This window comes from Acidisphaera sp. S103 (assembly GCF_009765975.1).
GTDB lineage: Bacteria > Pseudomonadota > Alphaproteobacteria > Acetobacterales > Acetobacteraceae > Rhodopila.
Genome location: NZ_LMUJ01000032.1, coordinates 219,819 through 246,423, shown reverse-complemented (window position 1 = coordinate 246,423; position 26,605 = coordinate 219,819). Strand labels below are relative to the sequence as shown.

Genomic DNA, 26,605 nt, shown 5'->3' with positions numbered 1-26,605 from the left:
TCTGGTGATTTTTTGTTGCATCATCGTGGCAACACAAGATGTGGAGCAGCGCCCGCGTGAGACAACCGCCGCTGACCTTCTTGTGACGGCGTTCCTCAGCGGCCTTCGACCGCAGCGCTGTGGCAGAAACCGGTGGTTGCATTCACTTTCGCCGTCACGATGGGCGACGGCCCGATGTCCGGGCCTGAACGTCCGGCTGTACGCTCAGACATGACGCACCAGGAGTCAAAGTCATCCGGCACCTTGAACCGGCCCGCCGCGAAACCCAGCCGGGTTTTCCGCGGGGCGGAGGAATCCTCAATACGAGTAACCGTCACCAATGGCTTGCCGGCCTTGGCGATGATGAAAGGCTCACCCCTGACCGCCTCTTCAAGAAGCCTGGACAGATGGGTCTTGGCCTTGGTGGATGTTGACACAGCGCATAATGAGCGTGTCTCACCATACTAAGTCCACTTAGTTTAGGCCATGCCTGGCGCATCGAAAGATAAATTTCGCCCTGGCGATCCCAACGCCCTGGTGCGGGTTCTTTCGTCCGAACCCGGAAAACCCCGATTCTGTCGATAGCCGATATGATTCGGCAACATATTGTGACAGGCGATTGTTTACCGTGGCGCCATGGGGGGTCGTTGCTCAAAAAGGCGGCGACCTGTAGCGTCGATCCATCATCAGGAAGCCGGATATCAGTCTGTTCATGCCCGCCCGCTCGCTTCTGGTCACCGTGGCGCTGCTTGCCGCCCCGGCGTTGGCCGTACCCTCGGCCCTCGCCAGCCCGAACGATCTGACGATCGTCACGCGCGACGCGTCGCTGCAGCAAGCGATGCAGTCAGCCTACGTGCAGCCGTTCACCGCCCTCACCGGCGATCCGGTCCAGCAAGAGGTCTGGGACGGCGGGATCGACAAGCTGCGCACCCAGGCCAAGACGCCCAACAACCCCTGGGATTTGGTCCTGGTCGACGCGGACGAACTGTCCGCCGGCTGTGGCGAGGGCCTGTTCGAGAAGCTCGACTGGTCGGCGATCGGCGGCAAGGACCACTATCTGCCACAGGCGGTCAGCGACTGCGGCGTCGGCGCCGTCGTCGACACCACCGTGCTGGCCTGGGACAAGGACAAGCTGCCGGTCGCCCCGACCTGGGCGGATTTCTGGGATGTGGCGAAATATCCCGGCAAGCGCGGCCTGCGCAAAGGCGTGCGCGGCAACCTGGAGTTCGCCCTGATGGCGGACGGCGTGGCACCGGCCGATGTCTACAAGACGCTGTCCTCCGCCGAGGGCGTGGACCGGGCGTTCCGCAAGCTCGACCAGTTGAAACCCTACATCGTCTGGTGGTCCACCGACACCGAGGCAGCGCATATCCTGGCCTCCGGCGACGTGCTGATGACCACCGGACCCAGCGGGCAGATCGCCGCGACGGCGGACCAGGAACATAAGAATTTCGGCCTGCAATTCGCCGGCAGCCTCAATGAGGTGCAAAGCTGGGCCATCATGAAAGGCAGCCAGGCCGCGCGTTCGGCGCAGCAGTTCCTGTATTTCACCGGCATGCCGGCGGTCGAGCTTCGGCTGCTGAAGCAAGGCGGCGATGCCGGGCTGGTCAAGGGACTGAACGACGGATTGCCGCCCGACCTGGCCGCCGTCTCGGCGAGCGCACCGGCGAATCTGGCCGCCGGGCTGAAGGTCGACACCGGCTTCTGGCACGACAACCTGCCCAAGCTGCGGCAACGCTTCGATGCCTGGCAGGGGCATTAGGCGCTTCGGGATTTCAGATTGTTTCGGTAGCCACGAGACCTGATGCCGTCCCTGGTTCCGATCACGTGACGAATTCGTTTATTGCCAAACATTCCGACGCCGTTTATTCGAAAGGACTACGGCGTCATCCGCCGGCTTCGATCCCGTCGACGAAAAGCAATCAAGCGCACACAGAGTTACACTGAGTTCGGCACAGAGTTGCACCGAGAAAAAAATATAGCGCTTCGCGCAGTTATTTTCCTTCCGTAATCGCTTCCTACCTGCGCAAGCCGCCCCTTCGCGCGAAGCGCAATAATTCTTCTCAGTGCAACTCTGTGCCGAACTCAGTGTAACTCTGTGTGCGCTTGATTGCTTTCCGATCCACCACGGCCAGCCGGTCCCGTCGCAGACTGAACATCGATCGCCCCGGCGGCCAGGCCCGCGCGCCGAACCATCAGCCCCGCTTCGGCCAAGAAAGATACAGATTCAACACCATCCAGCCTCCACCCCCGCAATCGGCGCTTTGCGCGACGCGCGATTGGGTGCGATAAAAGTCGCCGATGCGCGTTCTTTACCACCTCCCACTGTCGCCCTACGCCCGCAAGGTCCGCCTCGTGCTCGCGGAAAAGCGACTGCCGTTCGAGCTGCGGCTGGAAAAAGTGTGGGAACGCCGCGAGGAATACCTCGAACTGAACCCCGCCGGCACCGTGCCGACCATGGTCGAGGACAATGGCCTCGTCATCCCCGATTCCGCGGTGATCTGCGAATACCTCGACGAAGCCTACCCCGACAGCAGCCTGCTCGGCCGCACCCTGGCGGAGCGGATCGAGGTCCGCCGCCTCTCCGCCTGGTTCGACGGCAAGTTCGCCCTCGAGGTGACGCAGAATCTGTATGGCGAGAAATTCCTCCGCCGCCTCACCCGCCGCGGCAATCCCGATCCGTCGGCAATCCGCACCGGCTACACCGCCCTGCGTTATCACCTGGATTACATCGGCTGGCTGGCCGAGACCCGGAAATGGCTGGCCGGCAGCGCTCTGTCGATGGCCGACTTCACCGCCGCGGCGCATCTGTCCACCCTGGACTTCATCGGTGAACTGGACTGGACGATCTCCCCCCCGGCGAAGGACTGGTATGCCAGGATGAAGTCGCGTCCGAGCTTCCGCGGCATCCTGGCCGACCGCGTCGCCGGCACCACCCCGCCGGAACACTACGCCGACCTGGATTTCTGAATCCGAAGTCCGTGCCCCACAGGTCTCAGGGTAACGGATGGGCGGAGACCCGCTCACCGTCATGGCCGGGCATGTCCCGGCCATCCGCGCTTCGTCCGTTGGTGCGAAGGCGACCGGGACACGCCCGGCCGTGACGGTGAAAGGGGCCATCTTCCCCCGCTATCGCCCGCGAACCCCGACCCAGCACCGGCACGACCCGGCCAAGCCGCAACCGGACGTCATCCCTGTTACAATTAGAATTGCATCGAACCCGTTGCGTTTCATTCGACGCGCTATATTCAGGCTGCACCTCACCAAACAGGAGCGACCTCTATGTCCCTGATCAAAGTGGCCGCCGTACTGGGCCTCGCCGTCATGCTGTCCGGCTGCGTCGTCTACCCGGCCGGCCCGTACTATCACCCGTATCATTGGCACTATTACTAATAGCGTGACCGTCCCCGCGCCGCGCCGCTCCGGCGGCCGGCCCACGGCCAAGGCCGCCGCCAAGCTGGAAACCACCATCCTGGACGCGGCCACGACCGCGTTCCTCGCCCACGGCTACGCCGCGACCACGATCGAGGCCATCGCCCGCACCAGCGCCATCGGCAAGCGCACGCTCTACGCCCGCTGGAGCGGCAAGCCCGCCCTGTTCCGAGCGGTGGTGGAACGGCTGATGACACGCTGGCTGTCCACCGCCGAGGACTGGGTGGAAAACGACGATCTGCAAACCGCGCTCAATGAGGCCGCCGCCCGCATTCTGGCGGTGGCACTCACACCTGAAGCCGTGGCGCTGCACCGCCTGCTGATCGCCGAAAGCGCCCGCTTTCCCGAACTGCCGCTGATGATGCGCCAGGCCGGCGCCAACGCCGGCACGACACGCATCGCCGCCCTGCTCGACCGAGCCATCGCCCGCCGAGACATTCCAGTGCGGGATACCACCCTGGCGGCCGAACAATTCCTCCATCTGGTGCTGGCCGGTCCGCAACGGCGAGCCCTGGGCCTGGGCCGCCCGCTCGACGACGAGCAGACACAGGTGTGGGGACAGGCTGCCGTGGCGCTGTTTCTATCGGGAGTCCGAAGCTGATAGTTGCCGCGCCGGTCGGATTGATGTTACCGCACGGGGCATGAAATGGCAGGGATGTAAGGCCGTATGAAGCTTTTGCTGACCGGCGGGTGTGGCTTTATCGGCTCCGCGGTGGTGCGGCATTTGCTGCGCCACACCGACCATGTCGTGATCAATGTCGACAAGATGACCTACGCCGCGTCCGAGGACGCGTTGGAAGACGGCCTCCGCCACAACCGCCACCTGTTGGTCAAAGCCGACATCGCGGATGCCCCAGCGATGCGCCAGGTGTTCGAAACCCACGATCCGGACGCGGTAATGCACCTGGCGGCGGAAAGCCACGTGGACCGCTCGATCGACGGCCCGGCCGACTTCGTCCAGACCAATGTCGTCGGCACCTTCATCCTGCTGGAAGCCGCCCGCCGGCACTACGCTGCGTTGTCCGCCGACAGGAAGGCGGCATTCCGCTTCCACCACGTCTCCACCGATGAGGTGTTTGGCGCGCTCGACCACGACGACCCGCCGTTCACCGAAACCACGCCCTACGACCCACGCAGCCCCTATTCGGCGACCAAAGCGGCCTCCGACCACCTGGTCCGAGCCTGGAGTCACACCTACAAACTGCCCACCATCGTCTCCAATACCTGCAACAACTACGGCCCCTGGCAGTTCCCCGAGAAACTGATCCCGTTGGTCACCCTGAACGCACTCGAAGGCCGGGACCTGCCGGTTTACGGCGACGGGTCGAACATGCGCGACTGGCTGTTCGTCGAAGACCACGCCGCCGCCCTGGTGCGCGTGGTGGAAAGCGGTACCCCCGGCGAGACCTACGCCATCGGCGGCCGTCAGCCACGCACCAACCTGCAGGTGGTGAAAGCGATCTGTGCCCACCTGGACACCCGCATCCCCGATCCGGCCGGCCCCCGCGAGCGCCTGATCCGCTACGTCACCGACCGCCCCGGCCACGATTTCCGCTACGAGATCGACCCCTCCCGCAGCGAACAGGCCCTGGACTGGAAGGCCCCGCACGACTTCGAAACCGGCCTGGCCCGCACCATCGACTGGTACCTCGCCAACCGAACCTGGTGGGAGGCATTGCGCGCCGCGAAATACGCCGGGCAGCGCCTGGGCACATCGGTAGACGACAAGGGAAAAGCGGCATGAAGGGCATTCTACTCGCCGGCGGTTCCGGCACGCGCTTGCATCCGATGACCCTGGCGGCGTCGAAGCAGCTGCTGCCGGTCTACGACAAGCCGATGGTCTACTACCCGCTGTCCACGCTGATGCTGGCCGGCATCAAGGACATCATGCTGATCTCGACGCCCGACGACCTGCCGCAGTTCCGCCGGTTGCTAGGCGACGGGTCCCGCTTCGGCGTCCGCTTCGAATACGCCGTGCAACCAAGCCCGGACGGCATCGCCCAGGCTTTCCTGATCGGCCGCGACTGGCTGGCCGGCGAGGCCTGCGCCCTGGCCCTCGGCGACAACCTGATCCACGCCGACCACCTCTCCACCCTCCTCCGCGCCGCCTCCGCTCGGCCGGTCGGCGCCACCGTGTTCGCCTACCAGGTGCGCGATCCGGAGCGCTATGGCGTGGTCGCCTTCGATGCCAACGGCAAGGCGGTGGAGGTCGTGGAAAAACCCGCCGCGCCCACCAGCAACTGGGCGATCACCGGCCTCTACTTCTACGACCACAACGTCAGCGACATCGCTCGGTCCATCAAGCCATCCGCCCGCGGCGAGCTGGAGATCACCGACCTGAACCGCGTCTATCTGGAGGCGGACACGCTGCACGTGGAGAAACTGTCGCGCGGCTGTGCCTGGCTGGATGCCGGCACGCCCGACAGCCTGTTGCAGGCGGCGACCTTCGTGCAGACCATCCAGTCCCGCACCGGCATGCTGGTCGGCTGCCCGGAGGAGGTCGCCTTCCGCATGGGCTTCATCGACGCCGACCGACTGCGCCACCACGCCACCCATCTGGGAAAAACCGAATTGGGCCGGGTACTGATGGAACTGGCCGAGGGAGAAAGCGCGTGAAAGTCGAAGCGCTGGCGATCGCCGACGTCAAACTGATCACGCCGCCACGCTTCACCGACCCGCGGGGCTTCTTCTCCGAGACATGGAATCCCGGCCGCTTCGCCGACGCCGGCGTCCCGGGACCGTTCGTCCAGGACAACCACGCGATGTCGGTCGGGATCGGCGTGCTACGCGGCCTGCACTGCCAGATCGGTCCGAACGCCCAAGGCAAACTGGTGCGCTGCATAAAGGGCGCGATCTACGACGTCGCGGTGGATGTGCGGCAGGGTTCGCCGACCTTCGGCAAATGGGTGGGCGCCGAGATCAGCGCCGACAACTGGACCCAGATCTGGGTCCCGATCGGCTTCCTGCACGCCTACTGCACGCTGACCGCGGAAACCGAGGTGATCTACAAAGTCACCGGCGCCTACGACAAGCCAGCGGAGCGCGGCGTGATCTGGAACGACCCCGATATCGGCATCGAGTGGCCGGTGGCCACAGACAGCGTGATCCTGTCGGACAAGGACAAGGTGCTGCCGAGGTTGCGCGACCTGTCGGCGCTGTTCCATGTTTGACGGCGCGATGCCCTCACCGTCATGGCCGGGCGTGTCCCGGCCATCCACGCACGAACCGTCAGGGCGCGCCCAGCCATGACCGCCCCCATCCTGGTCACCGGCGGCACCGGCCAACTCGCCTCCGCCCTCGCGACCGCCCCCGGCATCCACCGCGTCGGCCGTCCGGCCTTCGACTTCGACCACCCCGAGACGATCGAGGCCGCATTTCGCACAACAGCCCCCCGGCTGGTGATCAACGCCGCCGCATACACCGCAGTGGACGCAGCCGAGACCAACGCCGACGCCGCCTATCGCGCCAACCGCGACGGACCGGCCACCCTGGCCCGCCTGTGCGCCGAGGCCGACGTTCCGCTGATCCACATCTCCACCGACTACGTCTTCGACGGCGCCAAACCGGCCCCCTATGTCGAAACCGACCCGGTGGCACCGCAGGGCGTCTACGGCGCCAGCAAACTGGCGGGCGAGCAGGCAGTGCTGGAATCCGGGGCCAATGCGATCATCCTGCGCACCGCCTGGGTCTACGCCGCCACCGGCAAGAATTTCGTCCGCACCATGCTGACCTTGGGCAAGACCAGGCCGCGGCTGACCGTGGTCGCCGACCAACACGGCTGCCCAACCACCGCCGCCGACCTCGCCGACGCCATCCTGAGCGTGATCGCTCGGGTGGATGCGACGGGATGGCAACCAGCCTACCAGGGTATTTTCCACGCCGCCGGCACAGGCGCGACCACATGGTTCGGCCTCGCCGTCGCCGCGTTCGAGGAAGCAAGCCGCCACGGTGCCACCGTGCCGGAGGTCGCCCCGATCACCAGCGCCGAATATCCGACCCCGGCCAAACGCCCCGCCAACTCCAGGCTGGACTGCACCCGGCTGCACGACGTTTTCGGCGTCCGCCTGCCCCCCTGGCGCGACAGCCTGACCCGGACGGTGAAGACGATTTTCGCAACCGCGCCGCCCTGATAAACAAAGCATTCGATCAAGACCTGTAACGGCTGCCCGCCGCGCGCCACTCTCGCTCCCGTCACGGCCCACCTGTAAGAAGCCGCTTCGGCGCTGGCCGTCCGGGCATAACCTGGGCCAAGTCAAAGCGACATTCGGACACTCCGAACGGTCGCACCGTCCAATTCAACGCCAAGAAGCCAAGAACGCCAAGATTTGGGATGCTCGTCCGGAGGCAGACTGTCAGGCGTGGTGCGTGGCCACCAGACATTGGCGTCTTGGCGTTGAATTGGCGATCGCGAACCCGGCGGCAAACCGAATAGGGCACCGCCGGAGAAGCGCCTCTCCCGACGCAACGGATGCTGAGATCAGACCGACTCCCGCTTTCGTCACCCGCCCGCCCTCAGCCAGGCGCCGCCCCCTGCCACCGCCCCCGATTGCGAGAACCGAGGCACGGCGGCACTCTCGTCCCGACATACCTCCACTCCGGCCCCAAGCCGCTCCAACGCCGCGCGACGACCACCAAACGGAAATGAGGAATTTGGCGTCCGATGCCGCGTCTCATCGAGATCATACTCTTCCTCACCCCCTTCGTGGCGTTCGCGGCATGGCGCCTGTGGTTCCCTTCCCCCCTGCCGCCGCCCGGCCTGATCTACGGCCTGGCCGTCTTCGTCGGGCTGATGCTGGCGGCACTGCTCTGGACCTCGCATCTCGATGCCGAGGATGGGCACCAAGCCTACGTCCCCGCTGTCATGCAGAACGGCCGCATCATCGAAGGCCACCCGGCGGCATCCCCATGACTCGCGCCGATTTCCTGACCGACCCCGCCCTGGCCAGGATCTGGGACGCCCTGCCGCACGCCCGCGTCGTCGGCGGCGCCGTGCGCGACGCCCTGGCGGGACGGCCCGTGGCGGACCTCGACCTCGCGACCCCCGACCCACCAAACGCCGTCACCCAGACCCTGAAGCGCGCCGGCCTCAAAGTCGTCCCGACCGGCCTGTCGCACGGAACAGTCACCGCCGTGGTCGACGGCCGCGGGTTCGAGGTCACCACCCTACGCCGCGACATAGAGACGGACGGCCGCCACGCCACCGTCGCCTTCACCACGGACTGGCGCGAGGACGCCTCACGCCGGGATTTCACTATCAACGCCATGTCGATGACCCGCGACGGTGCGGTGTTCGACTATTTCGACGGCACCACCGACCTCGCCGCCGGCCGCATCCGCTTCGTCGGCGACGCCGCCACCCGCATCGCCGAGGACTACCTGCGCATCCTCCGCTTCTTCCGCTTCTTCGCCCGCTTTGGCCGCATGCCGCCCGATCCCGACACGCTAACAGCACTGCGAACCGGCATCCCCGGCCTGGCCACGCTATCGATCGAGCGCGTCTGGCACGAAATACGCCTCATCCTCGCCGCTCCGGATCCGGCCAACGCTGTCGAACTGATGAACCAACTCGGCATCTGGCAAGCAGCAGTACCCGAGGCCGCCGCCGTCACCCGCCTGGCCGGCCTACCCACCGACCCGGTGCTGCGCCTGGCCGCGATGCTGACCGGCGACGCCCTGGGCCTCGCAACCCGGCTGAAACTATCCAACGAGGACCGCGACCGCCTGCTGCGCCTGCTGGCAACGCCACACACCACCGGCTCCGACGCCGATCTGCGCCGCCTGCTCGCCGACCACCACAAAACCGACCTGATCGACCGCACATGGCTGGACGCCAGCCCCGACGCCCGGCAACGCCTGTCCGCCATGACCCGCCCCGTCTTCCCGCTGATCGGCCGCGACGTCGTGGCCCAAGGCATCCCCGCCGGCCCCGCCGTCGGTGCCCTGCTGCGCACTGTGCGCCAATGGTGGATGGACGGCGGCTGCACCGCAAATCGAACCGCATGCCTGGCAGAACTTGCGCGTCTCGCAAACGTGACCAAGATGGAGGGCAAGAGGTGACACACATGCCGGATATCGAAATCTACACCCAAGCCTGGTGCCCGTATTGCGAGCGCGCCATGCACATCCTGAACACCAAAGGCGTCCCGTTCCGCGAGATCGACGCCCCCCAAGGCTCCACCGCCCGAGCCGAGGCTCGGCAGCGCTCCGGCGGCCGCACATCCGCCCCGCAGATCTTCATCGGCGGCCAGCACGTCGGCGGCTGCGACGACCTGATGGCATTGGACCGCGCAGGAAAACTCGACACTATGTTGGGATTGACATGAAATCCGCTGGCACTCACGTGGCAGGAGTGCCAGATTACCGTTTGAAATTGGGTCTCTGTCAGGGCCAGGAATGATTCACTACCAGTTGCGATGCGGCCAGGCCCACGGATTCGATGGCTGGTTCAAGGATAGCGCCAGCTTCGAGAAGCAGGCCAAACGCGGCTTGATCGAGTGCCCCGAATGCGGCGGCACCGATATCGAGCGCGCACTGATGGCCCCCGCCCTGGGCCGCCGCGAGGCGGTCCCGGCTGTCGTCGAAGCACCACCGCCCGCTCCGTCTGCCGCGCCGCCCGAGAATGTCCCGGCCGTCCGCCTGCCGGCCCGCATGGTCGCCGCCCTGCAGCGCATGCGCGCCGAGGTGGAAAAGCACTGCGACTATGTCGGCCCCGATTTCGCCGACCAGGCGCGCGCCATGCACCGCGGCGAGGCCGAACCCAAGGCCATCTACGGCGAAACCTCCGACGAACAGGCGGAAAGCCTGGCCGAGGAAGGCATCTCCGTCTCCCGCATCCCCTGGGTACCCCGCGCCGACGGCTGAAACCGCCAAACGCTTGGGGAGGCGATGACCGAACCGAAGCTGACCTATGTCGCCCTGATCACCCGCGACACCGCGGCCGCCTCCCATCTGCTGGGCGACGTCCTGGGTCTGCGCCAATCCCTTTGCCCCACCGAGGACGGTGACGTCCCCGTCTTCGCCGCCGGCCAGTCGGCGCTGGCATTGTTCGCACCCGGCAGCCGTTTCGTCGACGGCGAAACCCGCACCGGCGTGCATCATATCGGGCTGGACCCCGGCGCCCCCCCACCCACGACCGATGCGCCCAGGACCGCCCTAGGCGGCGGCATCCGGCAGCCGCTGCCCATCATGGAAACCGCCGGCGTGCGGGTCTTTCTGACACCCAGACTGGACATCGCCCACAGCAGCACACCACTGATCGAGCGAATCGACCACCTGGGCATCGCCAGCGCGGACAACCAGGCCGCCATCGCCCTGTTCAACGGCCGGTTGGGGCTGCCCGTGGAAAGCCAGCAGACCGACGTCGAAGTCGAGACCGTGCTCGAAAGTTTTACCTCCGACAAATACGGCGTAGTCTACCATTCCCGCACGCCTCGGGTGGTCGGCGGCCTGCGCGTCGCCTTCCTGACAGCAGGCGATTGCGACCTGGAATTCCTACAAAACTTCGATCCCTCCCACGGCGCCGCGCTGGGGCACGGGACAGCGGGAACCACGCGGCAGGATCAGGGCGCGATCACCAAATTCATCGCGGCCCAAGGCGCGGGACTGCACCACGTGGCCCTGAAGACGCCGGACATCGACGAAGCACTCGGCGCGCTGGAACAATCCGGTGCCAGGATGATCGACCGGATCGGCCGCCCGGGATCCCGCCGAGCCCGCATCGGCTTCATCCATCCCGCCAGCTTCGGCGGCGTGCTGTTCCACCTGGTGCAGCGCGATCCGATCTGAAACCAACGAAGGGAGCGCAACATGCAAGTCCAGCCCTACCTGTTTTTCGACGGCCGCTGCCAGGAGGCGATCGATTTCTACCACCGGGCGGTAGGCGCCGAGGTCCAGATGCTGATGCACTACAAGGACAGCCCAGTCGCCACATCGCAGCCACCGGCCTCCGACGACAAGGTGATGCACGCCTCCGTGCGCATCGGCGAGACCGAGGTGCTGATGTCCGACGGCATGTGCCAGGGCAAGCCGTCGTTCCAAGGCTTTTCCTTGGCCGTATCGCCGGCCGACGACGCCGCCGCACAGAAGACATTCGCCGCGCTGGCAGACGGTGGAACGGTGACAATGCCGCTGGCAAAGACGTTTTTCGCGTCATCGTTCGGGATGCTGACCGATCGGTTCGGCGTGGGCTGGATGGTCATCGTCCAGGGGTAACGCATTCGCCACGCTAGCGGATGTTCATCCCCACAGAGTCCGCGTTACGGTTCTTCCGAACGAGGCGGCATTCGCATCGCGCGTCAGACAGATGGCAGGACCCCAATCGATGAAACCCCTAACCGGCATCCGCATCCTGGACTTGACCAAGGTTCTGGCCGGGCCACTCTGCACACAATACCTCGGCGACCTCGGTGCCGAGGTCATCAAGGTCGAACCCTGCCAGATCGGTGACGACACCCGCCGCTGGCCACCCTTCCGAGACCAGACCGGCGCCATCTTCCTCAGCGTCAACCGCAACAAGCGCAGCCTGGCGGTGGACCTGAAAACCCCGGAGGGCCAGGCCATCATCCACAAGCTGGCCGCCAAAGCCGACGTGGTGATCGAGAGCTACGGCACCGGCGTCGCCGAACGCCTGGGCATCGGCTACCCGGCCCTGCAAGCCCTGAACCCCCGCCTGATCTACTGCAGCATCTCCGGCTTCGGCCGCACCGGTCCGCTGGGCCACGCACTGGGCTACGACGTCATCCTGCAGGCGTTCAGCGGCATCATGGGCATGACCGGCGAAGAAGGCGGCCCACCCATTCGCAGCCCGTTCTCCCCCATCGACCAGACCACCGGCCTGCACGCCGTGTCCGGCATCATGGCCGCCCTGATCAAACGCGGCCAGACCGGCGAGGGCACACAACTCGAAGTCTCCCTCTACGAAACCGCCATGTCGTTCCTGAACTACAACTTCCACGTCTACTGGGAAAAAGGCGTGCTGCCCGACAAATGCGGTTCCGGCCACGAATCCCTGGTGCCCTACCAGGCGTTCGAGGCCGCCGACGCCCCCCTCCTGATCGGCGTCGCCAACGACAACCTATGGCGCCGCTTCTGCAAGGCGGTAGAGCGCGACGACCTCGCCGACGACCCGCGTTTCCGCACCAGCCCGGACAGAGCGGCAAATCGGGAACTGACCGTAGGGATCGTACAGGACATCGTACGCACCCGCTCGCGCGACACCTGGATCGAGCTGCTGACCGGCCTCGGCGTGCCCTGCGCCCCAATCAACACCCTGAAGGACGTGCTGGACCACCCGCACACCGCCGCCCGCGGCCTGGTTATGGAATATCCGCACCCCGTCCTCGGCCCGATCAAGACCATCGGCCAGCCCATCGTGTTCGACGGTGCCCCGCGCCAGCCCGGCACCCCGCCGCCGATGCTGGGCGAACACAGCCGCCCGGTGCTGCTGGAACTCGGCTACCCCGACGCCGAGATCACCCGGATGGCGGCCGCCGGCGTCATCGTGGACGGCGCGCAATGACCGAGACCCACGACCTGATCGTCATCGGCGGCGGCCTGGTCGGTGGCGCCATCGCCTGGGGCGCGCAGGCCAAGGGCGCCTCCGTCGTCCTGCTCGACGAAGGCGACATCGCCTACAGAGCCGCTCGGGGCAACTTCGGGCTGGTGTGGGTGCAGAGCAAAGGCGCCGGCATGCCGCCCTATGCCCAGTGGACCCGCCAGTCGGCGGCGCTGTGGCCGGACCTCGCCGCCCGCCTGCATGCCGCCACCGGAACCGATACGGCATTGCACCAGCCCGGCGGCCTGGCCTTCTGCCTGTCCGATGAGGAGTTCGACCAACGCGCCGCCCTGATCCACCGCATGCACAACGAAAGCGGCGACATCGGCACCCGCATGGTGTCCCGCGAAGAGGTCCGCACGATGGTGTCCGGCCTCGGCGATGAGGTCACCGGCGCCAGCTTCTGCCCGATCGACGGCCACGCCAGCCCGCTGCACCTGCTGAAAGCCCTGCACCAGACACTGACTTACCGGCCGAACCGCAAAGTCTCCCACATCGATGCAAGGCCAGGCCTGTTCACAGTCCGAACCGGTGAAGAAACATACATCGCCCCCCGCATCGTCATCGCCGCCGGCCTGGGCAGCCGAGACCTGGCACCGATGGTCGGCCTGCACATGCCGGTATCTCCGTTGCAAGGGCAGATCATCGTCACCGAACGGATGCGCAAGCTGATCGACTACCCCACCCACGTCCTGCGGCAAACCGACGAAGGCACCGTCATGCTCGGCGACAGCCAGGAGGACGTAGGCTTCGACATCACCACCAAAGTCGCAGTACTGAAGCAGATCGCCGACCGCAACACACGCATCTTCCCCGCGCTGAAGGACGCATCCATCATCCGCATGTGGGCCGCACTACGAGTCATGTCGCCAGACGGCTTCCCGATCTACGAACAATCCGAACGCTTCCCCGGCGCCTTCGCCGCGACGTGCCACAGCGGCGTAACCCTGGCCGGCGCGCACGCCCTAGCCCTGGCCCCGGCGATCCTGGGCGGCACCCTGCCGGACGCCCTCTCGCCATTCGCCAGCACCCGGTTCAACCAAACCGCCGTCGCATAACGAGCCAGCAGTTCTCCCCACCCCTATCATTGCAAGGGGCGGAGCGACGTCGGGTCAGGCCCCATAGGCATTCGCGGCAATCCCCATCCATCGGGCCTGGGCACCGTCGCGTAACCGTCATGGTGTGCGAAGGCACGCCATCCACGCCTTTGTTTCACAGGCAACAACACCCTACAACAACGCCACACCACCCGAATATTGCGCACCCCCACCGGTCTCACCGATAGCTTGGGCCAACCGATCACCGACGATCTCGCAAGGTTCCAACTGCAATCCCGGTGCAATCACACGTACCACCGGCACCCCGAACGCCGGCCGGGTTAGATCAACCGACCATGCAACAATCCCGCGTTCCGCCAACCGGCTAACCATCGCATCAACAGTTTCTCCGGAAACAACCCGAGGCGCCGGCGCCTCATCATCAGGTCGCAACAACAAACACCCGTTCGGGTTCAGTGACGACGCCCGCGTTAACTGCCGCAGATCACTCTCATTCAACGCCGCCTGCCCCGCTTCACGCTGCTTCGCCGCGATCACATGCAGGCTGAGTTCCGACTGACACATCTCGAAAATCGCCGAACGGGCAGCATCCGCGAAATCAACCCGCGCCGCCATTCCGAGCGCGAAACCGTGGCCATCGGGGCGGGTGGAAAACGCCGCGACCACCGGGATGCCAAGATCGCTGGTGAGATCCAGCAACGTGGTCTCCCGGCCGCCTTGCCCGGCCCGAACTCGATCCAACAATGTGGTGGTTTCACCAGCAACCGGCATCGAACGGCCGCGGCGGCCACCCCGCCACCACAACGCCACGGCATCGCGCTCGATCAGTTCCAGCAAGCCCCGCAGCGTCGCGGCCTCACGCGTCGCTCCGGCGGCACACCCGGTGCTCAACTTCATCGGCGGAACGAAATCGCGCGCCGCCCGTCGCAGGCACAGATCGGCCGGATACCATGACACCGCACTATCCGTCAGCCGCCGCACCGGCATCCAGTCGATGGCACGATCGGCGGGCACGCCGCACGCTGACAGGACCGCCTCGACAAAGCCGCGCACCCCGGGATCGAGCGTCTCCGGACACGCGCCAAACCGATCGTCCGGCTGCGCGAACTGGCTGAGGTACTCGATGCCCTCGCCCACACAGGACTCGAAAGCATGCCGCGGATCCAGCCCCGAACCGGCGGCACCGCCGACCGGCAATCCCGCATCATGCAGTCCCAGACACGCGGGATCAGCCTCGGCGCCAAAGAACGTCAGACCCGGTGCATCCGGCATCGGCCACCGGAACAGCCGGCGAAATAGCGCGGCAGCCCGCAGCATCCGGACACGACCGTCGGTTGCGCCGACGTCACCATCCCCGTATCCCAGGATGCGTAACAAATCGGCTGCACCAGACGCCCCGGCCAAAGCAGTTGCCGCCGCCCGCAACCGATCGGCGAAAGAGGTTTCGACGCCTGCCACCGGCATTTCCAATCACGCTCGAATCACGGTTGAAGCCTCATTGTTCATTTCGGCCATATGAGCTAAATATCTGCTGTTCGGCAAAAGGTGGAGCAACAAACATGAAAACCCCCATGAAGGTCGATTTCGACGATACCGAGGAAAACTGGCGCCTGTGGGGCGAACTTGTCGAATTGTGGATCTGCAACCTGCATCCGCGACCCACGGATACCGGGAAGCTGGTGAACCAGATGACGGCTCATGGCATCAAGGGTGCCAGCGTCTACGGCGCACCAGACCGGCAAGTGCAGTTCTATCAGTACGGCAACGACGATCCCCTGATCATGCTGCTGCCGACCGAGGCGATGATGAAGGAGGGACGCAAGACCGCCGTTGCCGGCCAACCCTACCCGCTTCCGACATTCTATGATGCCGTCTACACCGGCTCGCGAAAGTCCTTCACGGCCGACGAAAACACACTTCTCACCGCGTGCCGTATTGGTGAATACACGATCAACAACTGCGAGTAGTGGCGTCGGGCTCGGTTTGCCTACCAGACGCCATGTTCGATCGACTCGGTCGGCAAACCAGCAGCGGCCAATCCGTCGCGGAGATGGCTCCACTCTTCGCGACGGCGAATTGGGTGAATGTGCAGATGCCATTTCATGATTGCCTCGGGCGTCGGCGGCTGGGACCCGTACCAGCTTGCCCGGATGCTCTCGATGAAATGGTCGGCCTCCGCCTTTGCCTCCGCCGATCGGCCGAGCATGGCATACGCAGCGGCGCGCCAAGCGGGAATGTCGGGAATGACGTTGCGCGACAAGTCCGCCGCATGGATCGCGGCCTCATAATCGCCGCACAGATAATGGATCTCGGCACGATACGCCCAATGGCTCGGGCTGGGCGCCAAAACCTTATCCATCGCAAGCGCCGCGAATTCCGAAGCGCGTTCGAGTTCTCCACAAAATGCCAGCAGGTTGGCAGCCGAGATGGTGAACCAGGAATCATTGGGATTCAGTTCATGCGCCACCTCGACGTGCATGATCGCCTGATCGAACTGCTTGATCAGACTGTTGGACCAGGCCATGCAGCGATGGGCATGCGCATCCGACGGGTCCAATCGGACCGCCTCACGCGCGTAACTCAACGCGCTCCTCTCCCGATCGGGCGTCCGAAACACGCCGGGATGGGTGATGTGTTCCAGATTCTCCAGGCCGGCCAAACCCTGATAAGCCGGCCCGAACGCTGGAGCCTCACGAACGATCTCCTTGAACTGCTCCTTGAGGCGGCTCCAAACAATCGGATTGAACGTACGGAGTTGCGTCTGGCACCGAAGCCAGCGATCGTACAGGGCGAGCGAGACGTCCGGGCTGTCCGAAAATCGCCGCAATCGTTCGGCGGACAGATGGACATTCAGCCCCATTGCGATGCGGGACACCACCTGCCGCTGGACGACGAACCAGTTCTCCAGATTCAGTTCGAAATTCTGGCTCCAGACATACAGCCCCGAATCGACCTCCTTAAGCGTGATCATCATGTTCACGCCGTTGCCGATCTGGTAGGCGACCATTTGCACGTCGTAGCGTCCGGCGGTCCCGGGCGTTGGTTCGGCCGTCGGCATCGAAACCGGCGGATCGGTGATTTGCCATTCCCGGAAGCGAACCAGCGAGGCAATCAGGTGCTGCCGGAACTCCATCACCAGATGCGCCTTGCCGGGATCGACTTCCCGCAGCGCGACATTCTGCACAAACAGCCACAGGCGGGTCTCGCGCGTCCGGACCGACGCCGGATCGGGTGTGCGAGCCGGCACCGGCAGGGCGGCGGGCTTCGCCGCCGCCGGCTCCGCCGGTTCCAACAACCCGGTCTTGATGTCGGCGACCAGCTTCTGCGTCGCCTCCGCCGGCTCCATGCCGTAATCGTCGTCCAGCAGGTCCCACAGCGCCTTGTAGACGCGCAGCGCCCCCGCCGTGTCGCCCATCATCGCCCGAGCCCGCATCAGCCGGCGCGCGGCATCCTCATGCGTCGGGTCGAGGTTCAGGATGGCCTGCGCCAGGTTCCCCTGCGCGGTCAGATCATTGGCTTCGTCGGCCAGCGCCGCCTCCAGCGCGCGCAGCAGCCGGTCATGCACCGTCTGCCGCTTCGCCAGCAGCCACGACCGGAAGGACGGATCCAGGTCTTCCAGCCCGGCCAGCAGATCGGCCGCCAGATTGCGCCGTTCCAACAGCAGCGGATGAACCTGGCCGGCTTCGGCTGTCTTGATGGCCGTCAGGACATCCACCTCGACCGTCCCGAACTCGAAACCGATCTCGCGGGCGACGATGTGCAGGCCGTCATGGTTCAGACCCTGCAAGGTAACACGTAATTCCCGGATATTCTGGCGCAGCGAGGCCCTGGCATGTTCTTCGCCCGACTCGCTCCACAGCAGGCCGACCAACCGTTCACGCGTCTCGGTCTGCGACTCGCTCAGGGCGATGTAGCCAAGCGCCGCGCGCAGTTTCAAGCTTTTGAAACGAAGCTCCCGCCCCCCAATGACGAAAGATGCAGGCCCGAACAGCCGCATCCGCAACACCGTGTCCACGGCGCCGTCCCCCCGTTCCATATCCGCCATTTACCTACTCCCGCCGATGCCATCGAAGCGCGATGTCCTTTCGCGGTCAACCCGATCAAAGGGACCCGGCATGCAAGAGCGATGCCTTGACCCCGACGCAACCGTGCGCCTTTCCGATCAAGATTGGTGGAGTAATCGCAGGTATCGAACTCGGCGGACCACGGCGGCCACCCCTTTGCCTACGCGTAATTCCCGCCTCAGTTCAAACGGCGTAATGCCGCGAACGGATGTGGGTCCGGCTCATCTTCCGCTGCCGGCATCTCGACTCCTGACATCCGCGGATACGGATCCAACGCCAGCCCGAGTTGCTCCACCGCCGCTTCGCCCAGGTCGATCTGGTTGCCCTCGAACGGGATCTCGTCGTCGGAGTCCGGGTCGATATCGTCGGATTCCTCGCCCGACGGGACGAAGCGGACCTGAAAAACCTCCTCCACCGGCGCATCGAAGTCTTCCAGACTGACGACACACGTTTGCGTGATCTCGGCCCGCAGCACGCCGCGCGCCTGGACGATGTCCCGCCCCTCGCGGATCAGGTGGAACGTGCAGGTCAGCGCCAGCACCGCCGGCAGCTTCATCCGTTCAGCCAGCGCGGCACACTCGGCCTGGGTGGCCTCGACTGTCATATCCAGCCCCTGCGGTCCGACGCGATCCAACGACAGCGGCCGGTGAAATTCGGGGATCATCGCGCCGCCTCCTCCGCCGGCAGGAACCGGATGTCGCCCCGCGACAGCACGTCCAGTGCCTGCGCGGCGAGGCAAGCAGCCTGGCTTCCGGCCAGCCGAACCAGCGCAGCCGGCGAACCGGCCGGCGGTTCGGCGCCGCGCCAGAAATTCCGGGCAATCGCGGCCTCCAAGGCCGGCGCGTCCTCCCATACCGCGGCATAGGCTGCGCTGCGGCCGTGAAAAGCCTCCCACATCGCGCGATTGCGCTTGCCGACGGACAGATCGCCCACGCCCATTTCCCGCAGATTGATGTCCATATCCAGGAACATGGCGTCAAACACCGCTTGGGCCAGCGTCGCACCCGGTTCGGGTTCGCCGTCCAGGCGGCGGACGATCAGATAAACGTACAGGACGATGGCGTCGAACCGCCCGTCCAGCGTATCCGGCACACCCAAGGTCGCAAACAGGTAAGGATCGCGTGCCGCGGCAACCGCCGAACCGTAAAGCTGGAAGGCGGCCCGTTCGTGTTTGCCGCGTCTGCGAAGGAAACCGGCCAATCACACCTCTATGCTCATTGCCACGGCCAAGACGGCCGCGGGCTCATTTCAACGACCAGATGGCCGCATGCTCATTGACACGGCCTTGGCGACCGTGACACGCACCTATAGATAACACCGGCCGCCGATCCAACCAGCCGGTCACCAAAATTCGCGGGATATACCAGTTACCCATGTCAACGCCCCTTCGGCCAATCACTCTCCGCCGGCTGATGCTGATCTCCTGCCTGCTGTTGTCCTCCTGCGGGTGGCTGATGCCGGCACCGCAGTTGCGCGGCAACAAGGTGGACCCCGAGTCGATGAAGGAACTGGTACTCGGAACTTCGACCAAGGCCGACGTCACGGCGGTCATCGGGTCGCCCACCGCGCGTGACACGTTCGACGACAACACCTGGCTGTATATCTCCGAAGTGACCCAGCCGCGCATCGGCCGCGTGCTGGGTGAGCTGAACCAGAACGTCGTGGTGCTGAATTTCGACGACAAGGGCGTGCTGAAATCCATCGGCAAGCTGGACAAGGATGCCGCCCTGCCGTCCCCGATGATCGCGCGCACCACGGCATCGCCAGGAACCGAGGCATCGTTCCTGCAACAGCTTCTGGGCAATATCGGCCGCTTCAACCCGACGGGTGCAGGGGCGAGTTCCGGCGTCGGCGGCGGCGCACCAGGCAGCGGCCTGAGCGGGATGTAGCGGCCAACTGCCACGGAGGTGTCTCGGGCAGCCTTGCCGCCATCCCCAATGGGTGCGTAAGCCAAGCCTGACCATGGCCGGGCTTCCTCAGCGTCCGAACACCCCCAGTCGTGGTTTTTCATCCGTGACAATCGATCCCGTCCAGCAGGCCATTGATCGCGGTTTCATGCCTGTGGCGGTGGAGTAACCGATCGGGCTGGCGTCCGGTTCATGACGAAATGCGGGCATCCGCACACCGGCCAGCCACCACCGGCGGCGGATGCCCGACAACCGACGCCACGCCCACCCTTTACATACCGGCACGATTGCCCGCAGTCTTGTCGCGCGCGTTCACCAACGGACGCACTGCCGCGCATGAACCGGTGCCCACAGCACCGGACACCGCGGCAATAAAGAATCAAGTCCAGGGAAACACCAAATGGCCAGCCCACCCCCCATGTCCGGTCTCGGAACCGGCCCGACGATGAGCATCGCCGAGGACGGACGTTCCACCCGCACCACCACCGCCGCCGAGAGACTGACCGCCCGGCTCGACCGGCTGCCGATGACCCGATCGTTGTGGATCATGGCGCTCCTGCTCACCTTCGGCGGGTTCTTCGACGGCTACGCGATCGGCCTGATCGGCGCCCTCGGGCCGGGACTGTTCAAAGCACAGATCTTCACCCCGACCACCGTCAGCTTCTTCGGCCTCAGCGGCTTCGCCAGCTTCGTCGCCGCGCTGTTCGCCGGGTTCTTCATCGCCACGCTGTTCGTTTCCTACATCGCCGATCGTTTCGGCCGTCGAGCGATCTTCGCTTACTCGCTTCTGTGGTTCGGCATCGCCAACTTCATCATGGGCATGCAGACCACTGCCGACGGTGTGAACCTGTGGCGCTTCATCAGCGCGTTGGGCGTCGGCCTCGAACTGGTCACGGTGGACGCGTACCTGTCCGAACTGGTGCCCAAAAAGACCCGCGGCGCCGCGTTCGGCTTCCTGCAGGCCATGAGCGCCATCGCCTTCCTGGTGTCCTATTTCCTGTCCTGGCAACTGATCCCCACAAGCATCTGGAGCTATGACGGCTGGCGTTGGGTCACCTGGATCGGCTCGATCGCCGCCGTCGTGATCTGGTGGATCAGGCTCGGCCTGCCCGAAAGCCCGCGCTGGCTGGCGCAGCAGGGCCGCATGGAAGAGGCCGAACGGGTCATGGCGGATATCGAGGCGCGCGTCGCCCGCGATTACGGCAAACCGCTGCCGGAGCCGGAAGTGCCGCACTACCAGGATCCGCGCAAAGGCAGCCTGTGGGAGATTTTCAGCCCGGAATACCGCAAGCGCACGGTCATGCTGATGCTGTTCAACTTCTTCCAGACCGTCGGCTTTTACGGCTTCGTCGCCTGGACGCCGACGCTGCTGATCGCCAAGGGCATCCACGTCACCCAAAGCCTGGAGTACAGCACGATCATCAACGTCGCCGCGGTCGCCTTTCCGTTGGTGCTGATGTCGTTTGCCGACAAGATCGAGCGAAAATGGCACTGCTGCCTGGCCTGCTTCGCCATCGCCGTGCTCGGTATCTGGTTCGCCAGCGTCGACAGCACCTTGGCTTTGATCGCCCTGGGCGCCTGTCTGGCAATGGCGGCGCAATGGCTGTCCTACGGGTTGCACAACTACCAGGCGGAACTGTACCCGACACGAATCCGAGCCCGCGGCGTCGGCTTCGTGTATTCCTGGAGCCGGCTGAGCGGCATCCTGACGCCGTTCTTCATCGCGTTCTTCCTGCGCGATTTCGGCGCCACGGGTGTGTTCACCTTCGTCGCGGTGTGCATGGGGATCGTGATCCTGTCGGTCGCCACCCTGGGCCCACGCACCAACCGGTTGGAGGTGGAAGCAATCGCGCATTAGCGTCTCAACCCACGCACCGGCTGGAGGCGGAGGCAACCGCCACCAGCCCCTCCCGTCATGGCGTGCGCAGGCACGCCATCCACGCCTTGCCTTGAGGCCCGCACCGCAAATCGGCGATGGCGGGCCGCAAGCGAGCGCACCTAACCCACTATTTTACAGCGTCCATCTTGCCATACAGCAATGTCTCGGGCAGCTTTACCGCCATCCCGAATGGACGCGCGACCCCGGCCTGACCGAGGCCGACCGCGTCCTGGCACCGTAGAACAGGTCTTTCATCATGGATGTCTCCCAACCCACCGTCCTCACGGCCGCGGACTCGCTGGCCTTGCGCTACGGCGCCGACGCGGCCCCCGCCGCCGGCCCGTGGAACGACCACCTCAGCCTGCTGCTGTCGCACCGCTCCGTCCGAGGCTACCGTCCGGACGCGCTGCCCGTGGGCACGCTGGAAACGCTGATCGCTGCGGCGCAATCGGCCGCCACCAGTTCCAACCTGCAGACCTGGTCGGTGATCGCCGTCACCGATCCGGACAAAAAGGCCGCGCTGTCGGTCGTCGCGGCAAACCAGAAGCACATCAAGGAATGCCCGCTGTTCCTGGTCTGGGTCGCCGACATCTCCCGCAATCAGCGGCTGGGCGCCCAGGAAAACGTCACACTCGAAACGATGCCCTACCAGGAAACCTTCCTGGTCGCCGCCATCGATGCCGCCCTCGCCGCCCAGAACGCCACCGTGGCCGCCGAGTCGCTCGGCCTGTCCTGCGTCTACATCGGCGCCCTGCGCAACAACCCGCAGGAAGTCGCCCGCATCGTCGGCCTGCCCAGCGGAGCGATGGGTGTATTCGGCATGTGCGTCGGCTACGCCTCGACCGCCGGCGCCACCGAGGTCAAACCCCGCCTTCCCCAGGACGTGATCGTCCACCACAACACCTACGACACGACCGGCGAGCAAGCCCACCGCGCCGCCTACGACGCCCTGCTGAGCGGATTTTCCACCCGCAACGACATGGCGGTCGACACCTGGACCAAGCGCGTCATCGGCCGCATGGGCAAGATCGCCGCCATGGCCGGCCGCGACAAACAAGTCGCAACGCTGCACGCCATGGGCTTTGAACTGAAGTAGCGGTCGGTCCCCGTCATGGCAGGCGAAGCCCTGCCATCAACGCCATTGCAGAATCGTCATGGCAGGCGAAGGCCTGCCATCCACGCCTTCCTACAACCCCTAATCGAACCCCAGGAACCCCTCAACCCCACTGATCGGCGGCGCAACCTTCAGCGCCGCCACATCCGGCACCGGCCGAGCGGTCCGCGGGTCCCCGGCCAGCAGCGCCTCCAGTTCCGCCGCCACCCGCAACACCAGCGCATCCCCACCCCGAGGCCCCACGATCTGCAACCCAAACGGCATACCATTCCGGTCCACCCCCACCGGCAGCGACACCGCCGGATGACCCACGACCGTGACCGCATACGCCATCGCCAGCCAATGGAAATACGTCCGGGTCCGCTTACCGTCGATCTCCGCCGGATACAGTTCCCGCCACGACCGAGGACTGATGGTGATTGACGGCGTCAGGATCACATCGTACTGGCCGAAAAACGACTGCCACCGATGATACAGCGCGGTCTGGATCGCGAATGCGCGGCTGATGTCCTCGGCGTTATAACGCAATCCCTCCTCGACATTCGCCCGCACGTTCGGCCCGACCCGATCCGGCGTATTCCGCACCTTGTCCAAATGCGCGGCGAGGAACGTCAGCGCGCGCAGCACTTCGAACGCCTCATCCGTGCCAGCGCAATCAGGCGTCGCATCATCCGCTCGCGCGAACACATGCCGGAACAGCCCGGTCTTCTCACCAAACACCGAGGCAATGTGCTGCTCCGTCGGCGCGAACCCAAAATCCGGGGTCAACGCGACCCGCAACCCGCCAAGATCGATCGGCGCCAGCGGATAGAAATCCTTCGCTTTCCGCACCGTCTTCCCATGAATCGTGGTCGCCAGCGGATCGCCCGCATCGTTCCCGATCATGCCGCTGAGCAGCAACGCCGTATCCGCCACGGTCCGCCCCATCGGACCCACCACCGGCAGCCCGCTCCACCCATGCGGCCGCCGTTCGGTCGGCACCAGCCCCGGAGTCGGCCGGAACCCGACAATCCCGCAGAACGAAGCCGGATTACGCAACGACCCGCCGGTATCAGACCCCTGGCAGATCGGCACCATCCCGGTCGCCAGCGCCACCGCCGATCCACCGGATGATCCGGCACACGATTTTTCCGGATCGAACGGATTACCGGTCGCCCCATAGACGGCATTCCGCGTATTGGCCCCCGCGCCGAACTCCGGCGTGTTGGTCTTTCCCACCACGATCGCCCCCGCCGCCCGGATCGCCGAGACCAGCCGAGCGTCCTTCGCGGGAACATTGTCGCGGAACAAAGGGCTGCCGAAAGTCGTGCGCAGCCCGGCGGTCGGCTCCAAATCCTTGATCCCGATCGGCAGCCCATGCAGCGCCGGCAGTCGGTCGCCACGAACCACCGCCGCATCGGCGGCCTTCGCCGCAACCCGAGCCCGGTCGAAATCCCGGGCAACCATCGCGTTGACCGCATGATCGACCGCCTCAATCCGGTCAATACAGCTCGCCAGCAACTCGGACGAAGACAGCTTCTTCGTCCCGATCAACCGCCGAGCCTCGACCGCTGTCAGCTCACACGGTTCCATCGCTCAATACCCCAGCGCCAGACCGTCCTTGCGAGGCTCCGACCCGCCAACCAGGCAACCGCGCTGATGGTCGATCCAGATCGCCTGTCCGCCGCCATGCGGCCGTTCCGTCGACTCCGGCATATGCCCCATCGCCGCCAACTCACGTACCAGTTCAGCAGGGACGCCCCGTTCCACCTGCAACTTCCCGCCCGTGGGGAACATCCGGAACAGATCCATCGACTGCTGGATATCCAGCCCGTACTCCAGGAAATTGGTCAGGAACCAGGACTGCCCGACCGGCTGGTAGTGCCCGCCCATCACCCCGAACGGCATCACCGCGCGTCCGTCCTTCATCAGCATCCCCGGAATGATCGTGTGCATCGGCCGCTTCCTGGGCGCGATACAGTTCGGATGCCCCCGTTCCAGCCGGAACCCGAACCCGCGGTTCTGCAGCATCACGCCCGACTTGTGTGCCAGGATGCCGCTGCCGAAATTCTCAAACAACGAGTTGATGAAGCTGCACGCATTGCCGTCCTTATCAACGACACACAAATAAACCGTGTCCTTATGCGGCGGCAGCATCGACTCACCAGCCGCCGGCAGCACAGGCATTGCCGCCGTATCGCTGATCAGCGCCCGCTGAGCCGCCAGATACGCCGGACTCAGCAGTTTCTTCACCGGAACATCGACCTGGCCGGGGTCGGCCAGGAACGCATCCCGGTCCCGATACGCCAGCCGAGCCGCCTCGATATGCCGATGCGCACGCACAATCCCGGCCGGTCCGTCCGGCGCCGTCGGCAACCCGCCGAGCATCCCCAGGATCATCAGCACCAGCAGTCCCTGCCCATTCGGCGGGCACTGGTACACGTCGTAACCCTTCCAGTTCAGCGTGATCGGATCGACAAACTCCGCATTGTGGAGGCCAAGCGCAAAATCTTCCTCGGTATGCAGCCCGCCATGCTCCCGCAGCGTAGCCACCATGTCCGCCGCCACCGGCCCCTCATAGAACGCCTTCGCCCCATGCCGAGCGATCGATCGCAGCGTCTCCGCCAGCGCCGGATTGGCGAAAATGTCGCCCACCTTCGGCGCGGCACCATTCGGCAGAAACGGCGTCGACCCGCCCTTGCGCAGCTTCTCCACCCCGCGCGCCCAGTCCCAGGACACTTTCGGAGACACCGGCCAGCCATCCTGAGCAAACCGGATCGCCGGTTGCAGCAGCTCATCCAACCCCTTACGGCCGTGCGCCTTCAGCAGCGTTTCCCACGCGTTGACCGCCCCCGGCACGGTCACCGAATGCGCCGAGGTCGCCTCCAGCGCCCGCATCTGCCGGCTTTCATACCAATCGATGTTCGCCGCCGCGGGCGCTCGGCCCGACCCGTTCAGCGCGAACACCTTCCCGGTCCCCGCCGGAGCGTAGAGGCAGAAGCAGTCACCGCCGATGCCGGTGGACTGCGGCTCGATCACGCATTGCACCGCCACCGCGGCCACCGCGGCGTCCAGCGCGTTGCCGCCGGCGCGCAACACATCCAGCGCTGTCAGCGTCGCGGCCGGCATTGACGTTGCCGCCATCCCGTGAGTGGCATAGACCGGGCTGCGGCCGGGAAGCTGGTAATCGCGCATGGTGATCCTTCGGTCGAGAAACCGTCACAATAGTCCAGGTGACGGACAAGGCAACGCGGAGGGAGCAGACAAATGGCGGAACAGATCACTTACGACGCTTTCGAGGCCGTCGACATCCGCGTCGGCACCATCGTCGAGGCCAAACCTTTCCCCGAGGCCCGTAAACCGGCAATCAAGCTGATCATCGATTTCGGCCCGGAGATCGGGCTGAAAAAGTCCAGCGCCCAACTGACCGTCCACTACCGCCCCGACCAGTTGCTCGGCCGCCAGGTCTGCGCGGTGGTGAATTTCCCCCCGCGCCAGATCGGCCCCTACATCAGCGAGGTCCTGACGCTGGGCATGCCGGACGAGGATGGGGCCGTCGTGCTGGTGCGCCCGGACCTGCGGGTGCCGGATGGGGGGAAGCTGTTCTGAGGATGAAGATTGTTCGGAACCGGCGCGCGGG

Annotated in this window: 26 protein-coding genes and 1 pseudogene; 20 read left to right on the top strand and 7 right to left on the bottom strand. The window is 65.4% G+C overall.

The features are described from left to right. Positions 1 to 224: 224 nt before the first annotated feature. Positions 225 to 423 (bottom strand): annotated as a pseudogene (locus GSQ89_RS39080) (type II toxin-antitoxin system Phd/YefM family antitoxin); the annotation flags it as partial. 268 nt (positions 424 to 691) lie between these two features. Between GSQ89_RS39080 and GSQ89_RS07175 the strand changes: the two are divergent. From GSQ89_RS07175 to GSQ89_RS07105, 15 genes are all read left to right on the top strand, one after another. Then, positions 692 to 1,741, top strand: a complete 1,050-nt coding sequence (locus tag GSQ89_RS07175) for an extracellular solute-binding protein (RefSeq protein ID WP_158923456.1) — start codon at positions 692 to 694, stop codon at positions 1,739 to 1,741. A 539-nt stretch (positions 1,742 to 2,280) separates the two neighbouring features. Continuing rightward, positions 2,281 to 2,949, top strand: coding sequence for a glutathione S-transferase family protein (locus tag GSQ89_RS07170; RefSeq protein ID WP_158923454.1), 669 nt, complete (start codon positions 2,281 to 2,283; stop codon positions 2,947 to 2,949). Between the two features lie 427 nt (positions 2,950 to 3,376). Further along, positions 3,377 to 4,012, top strand: coding sequence for a TetR/AcrR family transcriptional regulator (locus GSQ89_RS07165; RefSeq protein ID WP_158923452.1), 636 nt, complete (start codon positions 3,377 to 3,379; stop codon positions 4,010 to 4,012). A gap of 66 nt (positions 4,013 to 4,078) precedes the next feature. Next, positions 4,079 to 5,155: a dTDP-glucose 4,6-dehydratase gene (rfbB, locus tag GSQ89_RS07160; protein ID WP_158923450.1), complete on the top strand. Its 1,077-nt coding sequence runs from the start codon at positions 4,079 to 4,081 to the stop codon at positions 5,153 to 5,155. Further along, complete coding sequence (gene rfbA / locus GSQ89_RS07155) at positions 5,152 to 6,027, top strand: glucose-1-phosphate thymidylyltransferase RfbA (RefSeq protein WP_158923448.1); 876 nt, start codon at positions 5,152 to 5,154, stop codon at positions 6,025 to 6,027. The genes rfbB and rfbA overlap by 4 nt, the downstream gene beginning before the upstream one ends. Then, complete coding sequence (gene rfbC / locus GSQ89_RS07150) at positions 6,024 to 6,581, top strand: dTDP-4-dehydrorhamnose 3,5-epimerase (RefSeq protein WP_158923446.1); 558 nt, start codon at positions 6,024 to 6,026, stop codon at positions 6,579 to 6,581. The genes rfbA and rfbC overlap by 4 nt, the downstream gene beginning before the upstream one ends. Positions 6,582 to 6,656: 75 nt before the next feature. Beyond that, positions 6,657 to 7,541 (top strand): dTDP-4-dehydrorhamnose reductase, encoded by an 885-nt coding sequence (gene rfbD, locus GSQ89_RS07145; RefSeq protein ID WP_158923444.1) that lies wholly within the window; start codon positions 6,657 to 6,659, stop codon positions 7,539 to 7,541. Positions 7,542 to 8,071: 530 nt separating this feature from the next. Further along, a complete protein-coding gene (locus GSQ89_RS07140) occupies positions 8,072 to 8,320 on the top strand; it encodes a hypothetical protein (protein ID WP_158923442.1) in 249 nt (82 codons plus the stop codon). Beyond that, entirely contained in the window at positions 8,317 to 9,468 is a 1,152-nt protein-coding gene (locus GSQ89_RS07135; RefSeq protein WP_158923440.1) for a CCA tRNA nucleotidyltransferase, read from the top strand. The genes GSQ89_RS07140 and GSQ89_RS07135 overlap by 4 nt, the downstream gene beginning before the upstream one ends. A 5-nt stretch (positions 9,469 to 9,473) precedes the next feature. Further along, positions 9,474 to 9,734 (top strand): glutaredoxin 3, encoded by a 261-nt coding sequence (grxC, locus tag GSQ89_RS07130; RefSeq protein WP_158923438.1) that lies wholly within the window; start codon positions 9,474 to 9,476, stop codon positions 9,732 to 9,734. 70 nt (positions 9,735 to 9,804) lie between these two features. After that, positions 9,805 to 10,272 (top strand): DUF1178 family protein, encoded by a 468-nt coding sequence (locus GSQ89_RS07125; protein WP_158923436.1) that lies wholly within the window; start codon positions 9,805 to 9,807, stop codon positions 10,270 to 10,272. A 24-nt stretch (positions 10,273 to 10,296) separates the two neighbouring features. Continuing rightward, positions 10,297 to 11,196 carry a VOC family protein gene (locus GSQ89_RS07120; protein WP_158923434.1) on the top strand — a complete coding sequence of 300 codons (900 nt, stop codon included), beginning with the start codon at positions 10,297 to 10,299 and terminating at the stop codon, positions 11,194 to 11,196. A 21-nt stretch (positions 11,197 to 11,217) separates the two neighbouring features. Then, positions 11,218 to 11,622: a VOC family protein gene (locus GSQ89_RS07115; RefSeq protein WP_158923432.1), complete on the top strand. Its 405-nt coding sequence runs from the start codon at positions 11,218 to 11,220 to the stop codon at positions 11,620 to 11,622. A gap of 109 nt (positions 11,623 to 11,731) precedes the next feature. After that, positions 11,732 to 12,928: a CaiB/BaiF CoA-transferase family protein gene (locus GSQ89_RS07110; RefSeq protein ID WP_158923430.1), complete on the top strand. Its 1,197-nt coding sequence runs from the start codon at positions 11,732 to 11,734 to the stop codon at positions 12,926 to 12,928. Further along, entirely contained in the window at positions 12,925 to 14,022 is a 1,098-nt protein-coding gene (locus GSQ89_RS07105) for an FAD-binding oxidoreductase (RefSeq protein WP_158923428.1), read from the top strand. Before GSQ89_RS07110 ends, GSQ89_RS07105 begins: the two co-directional genes overlap by 4 nt. Positions 14,023 to 14,193: 171 nt before the next feature. Here GSQ89_RS07105 and GSQ89_RS07100 read toward each other — a convergent pair whose 3' ends face one another. Further along, positions 14,194 to 15,480: a YcaO-like family protein gene (locus GSQ89_RS07100; RefSeq protein ID WP_158923426.1), complete on the bottom strand. Its 1,287-nt coding sequence runs from the start codon at positions 15,478 to 15,480 to the stop codon at positions 14,194 to 14,196. 101 nt (positions 15,481 to 15,581) lie between these two features. Here GSQ89_RS07100 and GSQ89_RS07095 point away from each other — a divergent pair, with 101 nt between their 5' ends. Then, the gene (locus tag GSQ89_RS07095) at positions 15,582 to 15,989 is read left to right on the top strand and encodes a hypothetical protein (protein ID WP_158923424.1); all 408 of its coding nucleotides are present in this window, start codon (positions 15,582 to 15,584) and stop codon (positions 15,987 to 15,989) included. A gap of 20 nt (positions 15,990 to 16,009) precedes the next feature. On the opposite strand, the gene GSQ89_RS07090 is transcribed toward GSQ89_RS07095, so the two are convergent. The 3 genes from GSQ89_RS07090 to GSQ89_RS07080 form a co-directional block, all read right to left on the bottom strand. After that, positions 16,010 to 18,067 (bottom strand): BTAD domain-containing putative transcriptional regulator, encoded by a 2,058-nt coding sequence (locus GSQ89_RS07090; protein WP_158923422.1) that lies wholly within the window; start codon positions 18,065 to 18,067, stop codon positions 16,010 to 16,012. A gap of 197 nt (positions 18,068 to 18,264) precedes the next feature. Then, positions 18,265 to 18,750, bottom strand: a complete 486-nt coding sequence (locus GSQ89_RS07085; RefSeq protein WP_158923420.1) for a DUF177 domain-containing protein — start codon at positions 18,748 to 18,750, stop codon at positions 18,265 to 18,267. After that, the gene (locus GSQ89_RS07080; RefSeq protein ID WP_158923418.1) at positions 18,747 to 19,286 is read right to left on the bottom strand and encodes a ubiquinol-cytochrome C chaperone family protein; all 540 of its coding nucleotides are present in this window, start codon (positions 19,284 to 19,286) and stop codon (positions 18,747 to 18,749) included. The genes GSQ89_RS07085 and GSQ89_RS07080 overlap by 4 nt, the downstream gene beginning before the upstream one ends. 173 nt (positions 19,287 to 19,459) lie before the next feature. On the opposite strand from GSQ89_RS07080, the gene GSQ89_RS07075 reads away from it, so the two are divergent. The 3 genes from GSQ89_RS07075 (at position 19,460) to GSQ89_RS07065 (ending at position 22,968) form a co-directional block, all read left to right on the top strand. Further along, a complete protein-coding gene (locus GSQ89_RS07075; RefSeq protein ID WP_254073106.1) occupies positions 19,460 to 19,975 on the top strand; it encodes an outer membrane protein assembly factor BamE in 516 nt (171 codons plus the stop codon). A gap of 418 nt (positions 19,976 to 20,393) precedes the next feature. Beyond that, complete coding sequence (locus GSQ89_RS07070; protein WP_216856043.1) at positions 20,394 to 21,851, top strand: MFS transporter; 1,458 nt, start codon at positions 20,394 to 20,396, stop codon at positions 21,849 to 21,851. A gap of 277 nt (positions 21,852 to 22,128) precedes the next feature. Beyond that, positions 22,129 to 22,968, top strand: a complete 840-nt coding sequence (locus tag GSQ89_RS07065) for a nitroreductase family protein (protein WP_158923416.1) — start codon at positions 22,129 to 22,131, stop codon at positions 22,966 to 22,968. A gap of 99 nt (positions 22,969 to 23,067) precedes the next feature. Here GSQ89_RS07065 and GSQ89_RS07060 read toward each other — a convergent pair whose 3' ends face one another. Then, on the bottom strand, positions 23,068 to 24,558 hold the full coding sequence (locus GSQ89_RS07060) for an amidase (protein WP_158923414.1): 1,491 nt from the start codon (positions 24,556 to 24,558) through the stop codon (positions 23,068 to 23,070). 3 nt (positions 24,559 to 24,561) lie between these two features. After that, the gene (locus GSQ89_RS07055; RefSeq protein ID WP_158923412.1) at positions 24,562 to 26,160 is read right to left on the bottom strand and encodes a gamma-glutamyltransferase family protein; all 1,599 of its coding nucleotides are present in this window, start codon (positions 26,158 to 26,160) and stop codon (positions 24,562 to 24,564) included. 72 nt (positions 26,161 to 26,232) lie between these two features. Here GSQ89_RS07055 and GSQ89_RS07050 point away from each other — a divergent pair, with 72 nt between their 5' ends. After that, positions 26,233 to 26,574: a tRNA-binding protein gene (locus GSQ89_RS07050; RefSeq protein WP_158923410.1), complete on the top strand. Its 342-nt coding sequence runs from the start codon at positions 26,233 to 26,235 to the stop codon at positions 26,572 to 26,574. Positions 26,575 to 26,605: the final 31 nt, after the last annotated feature.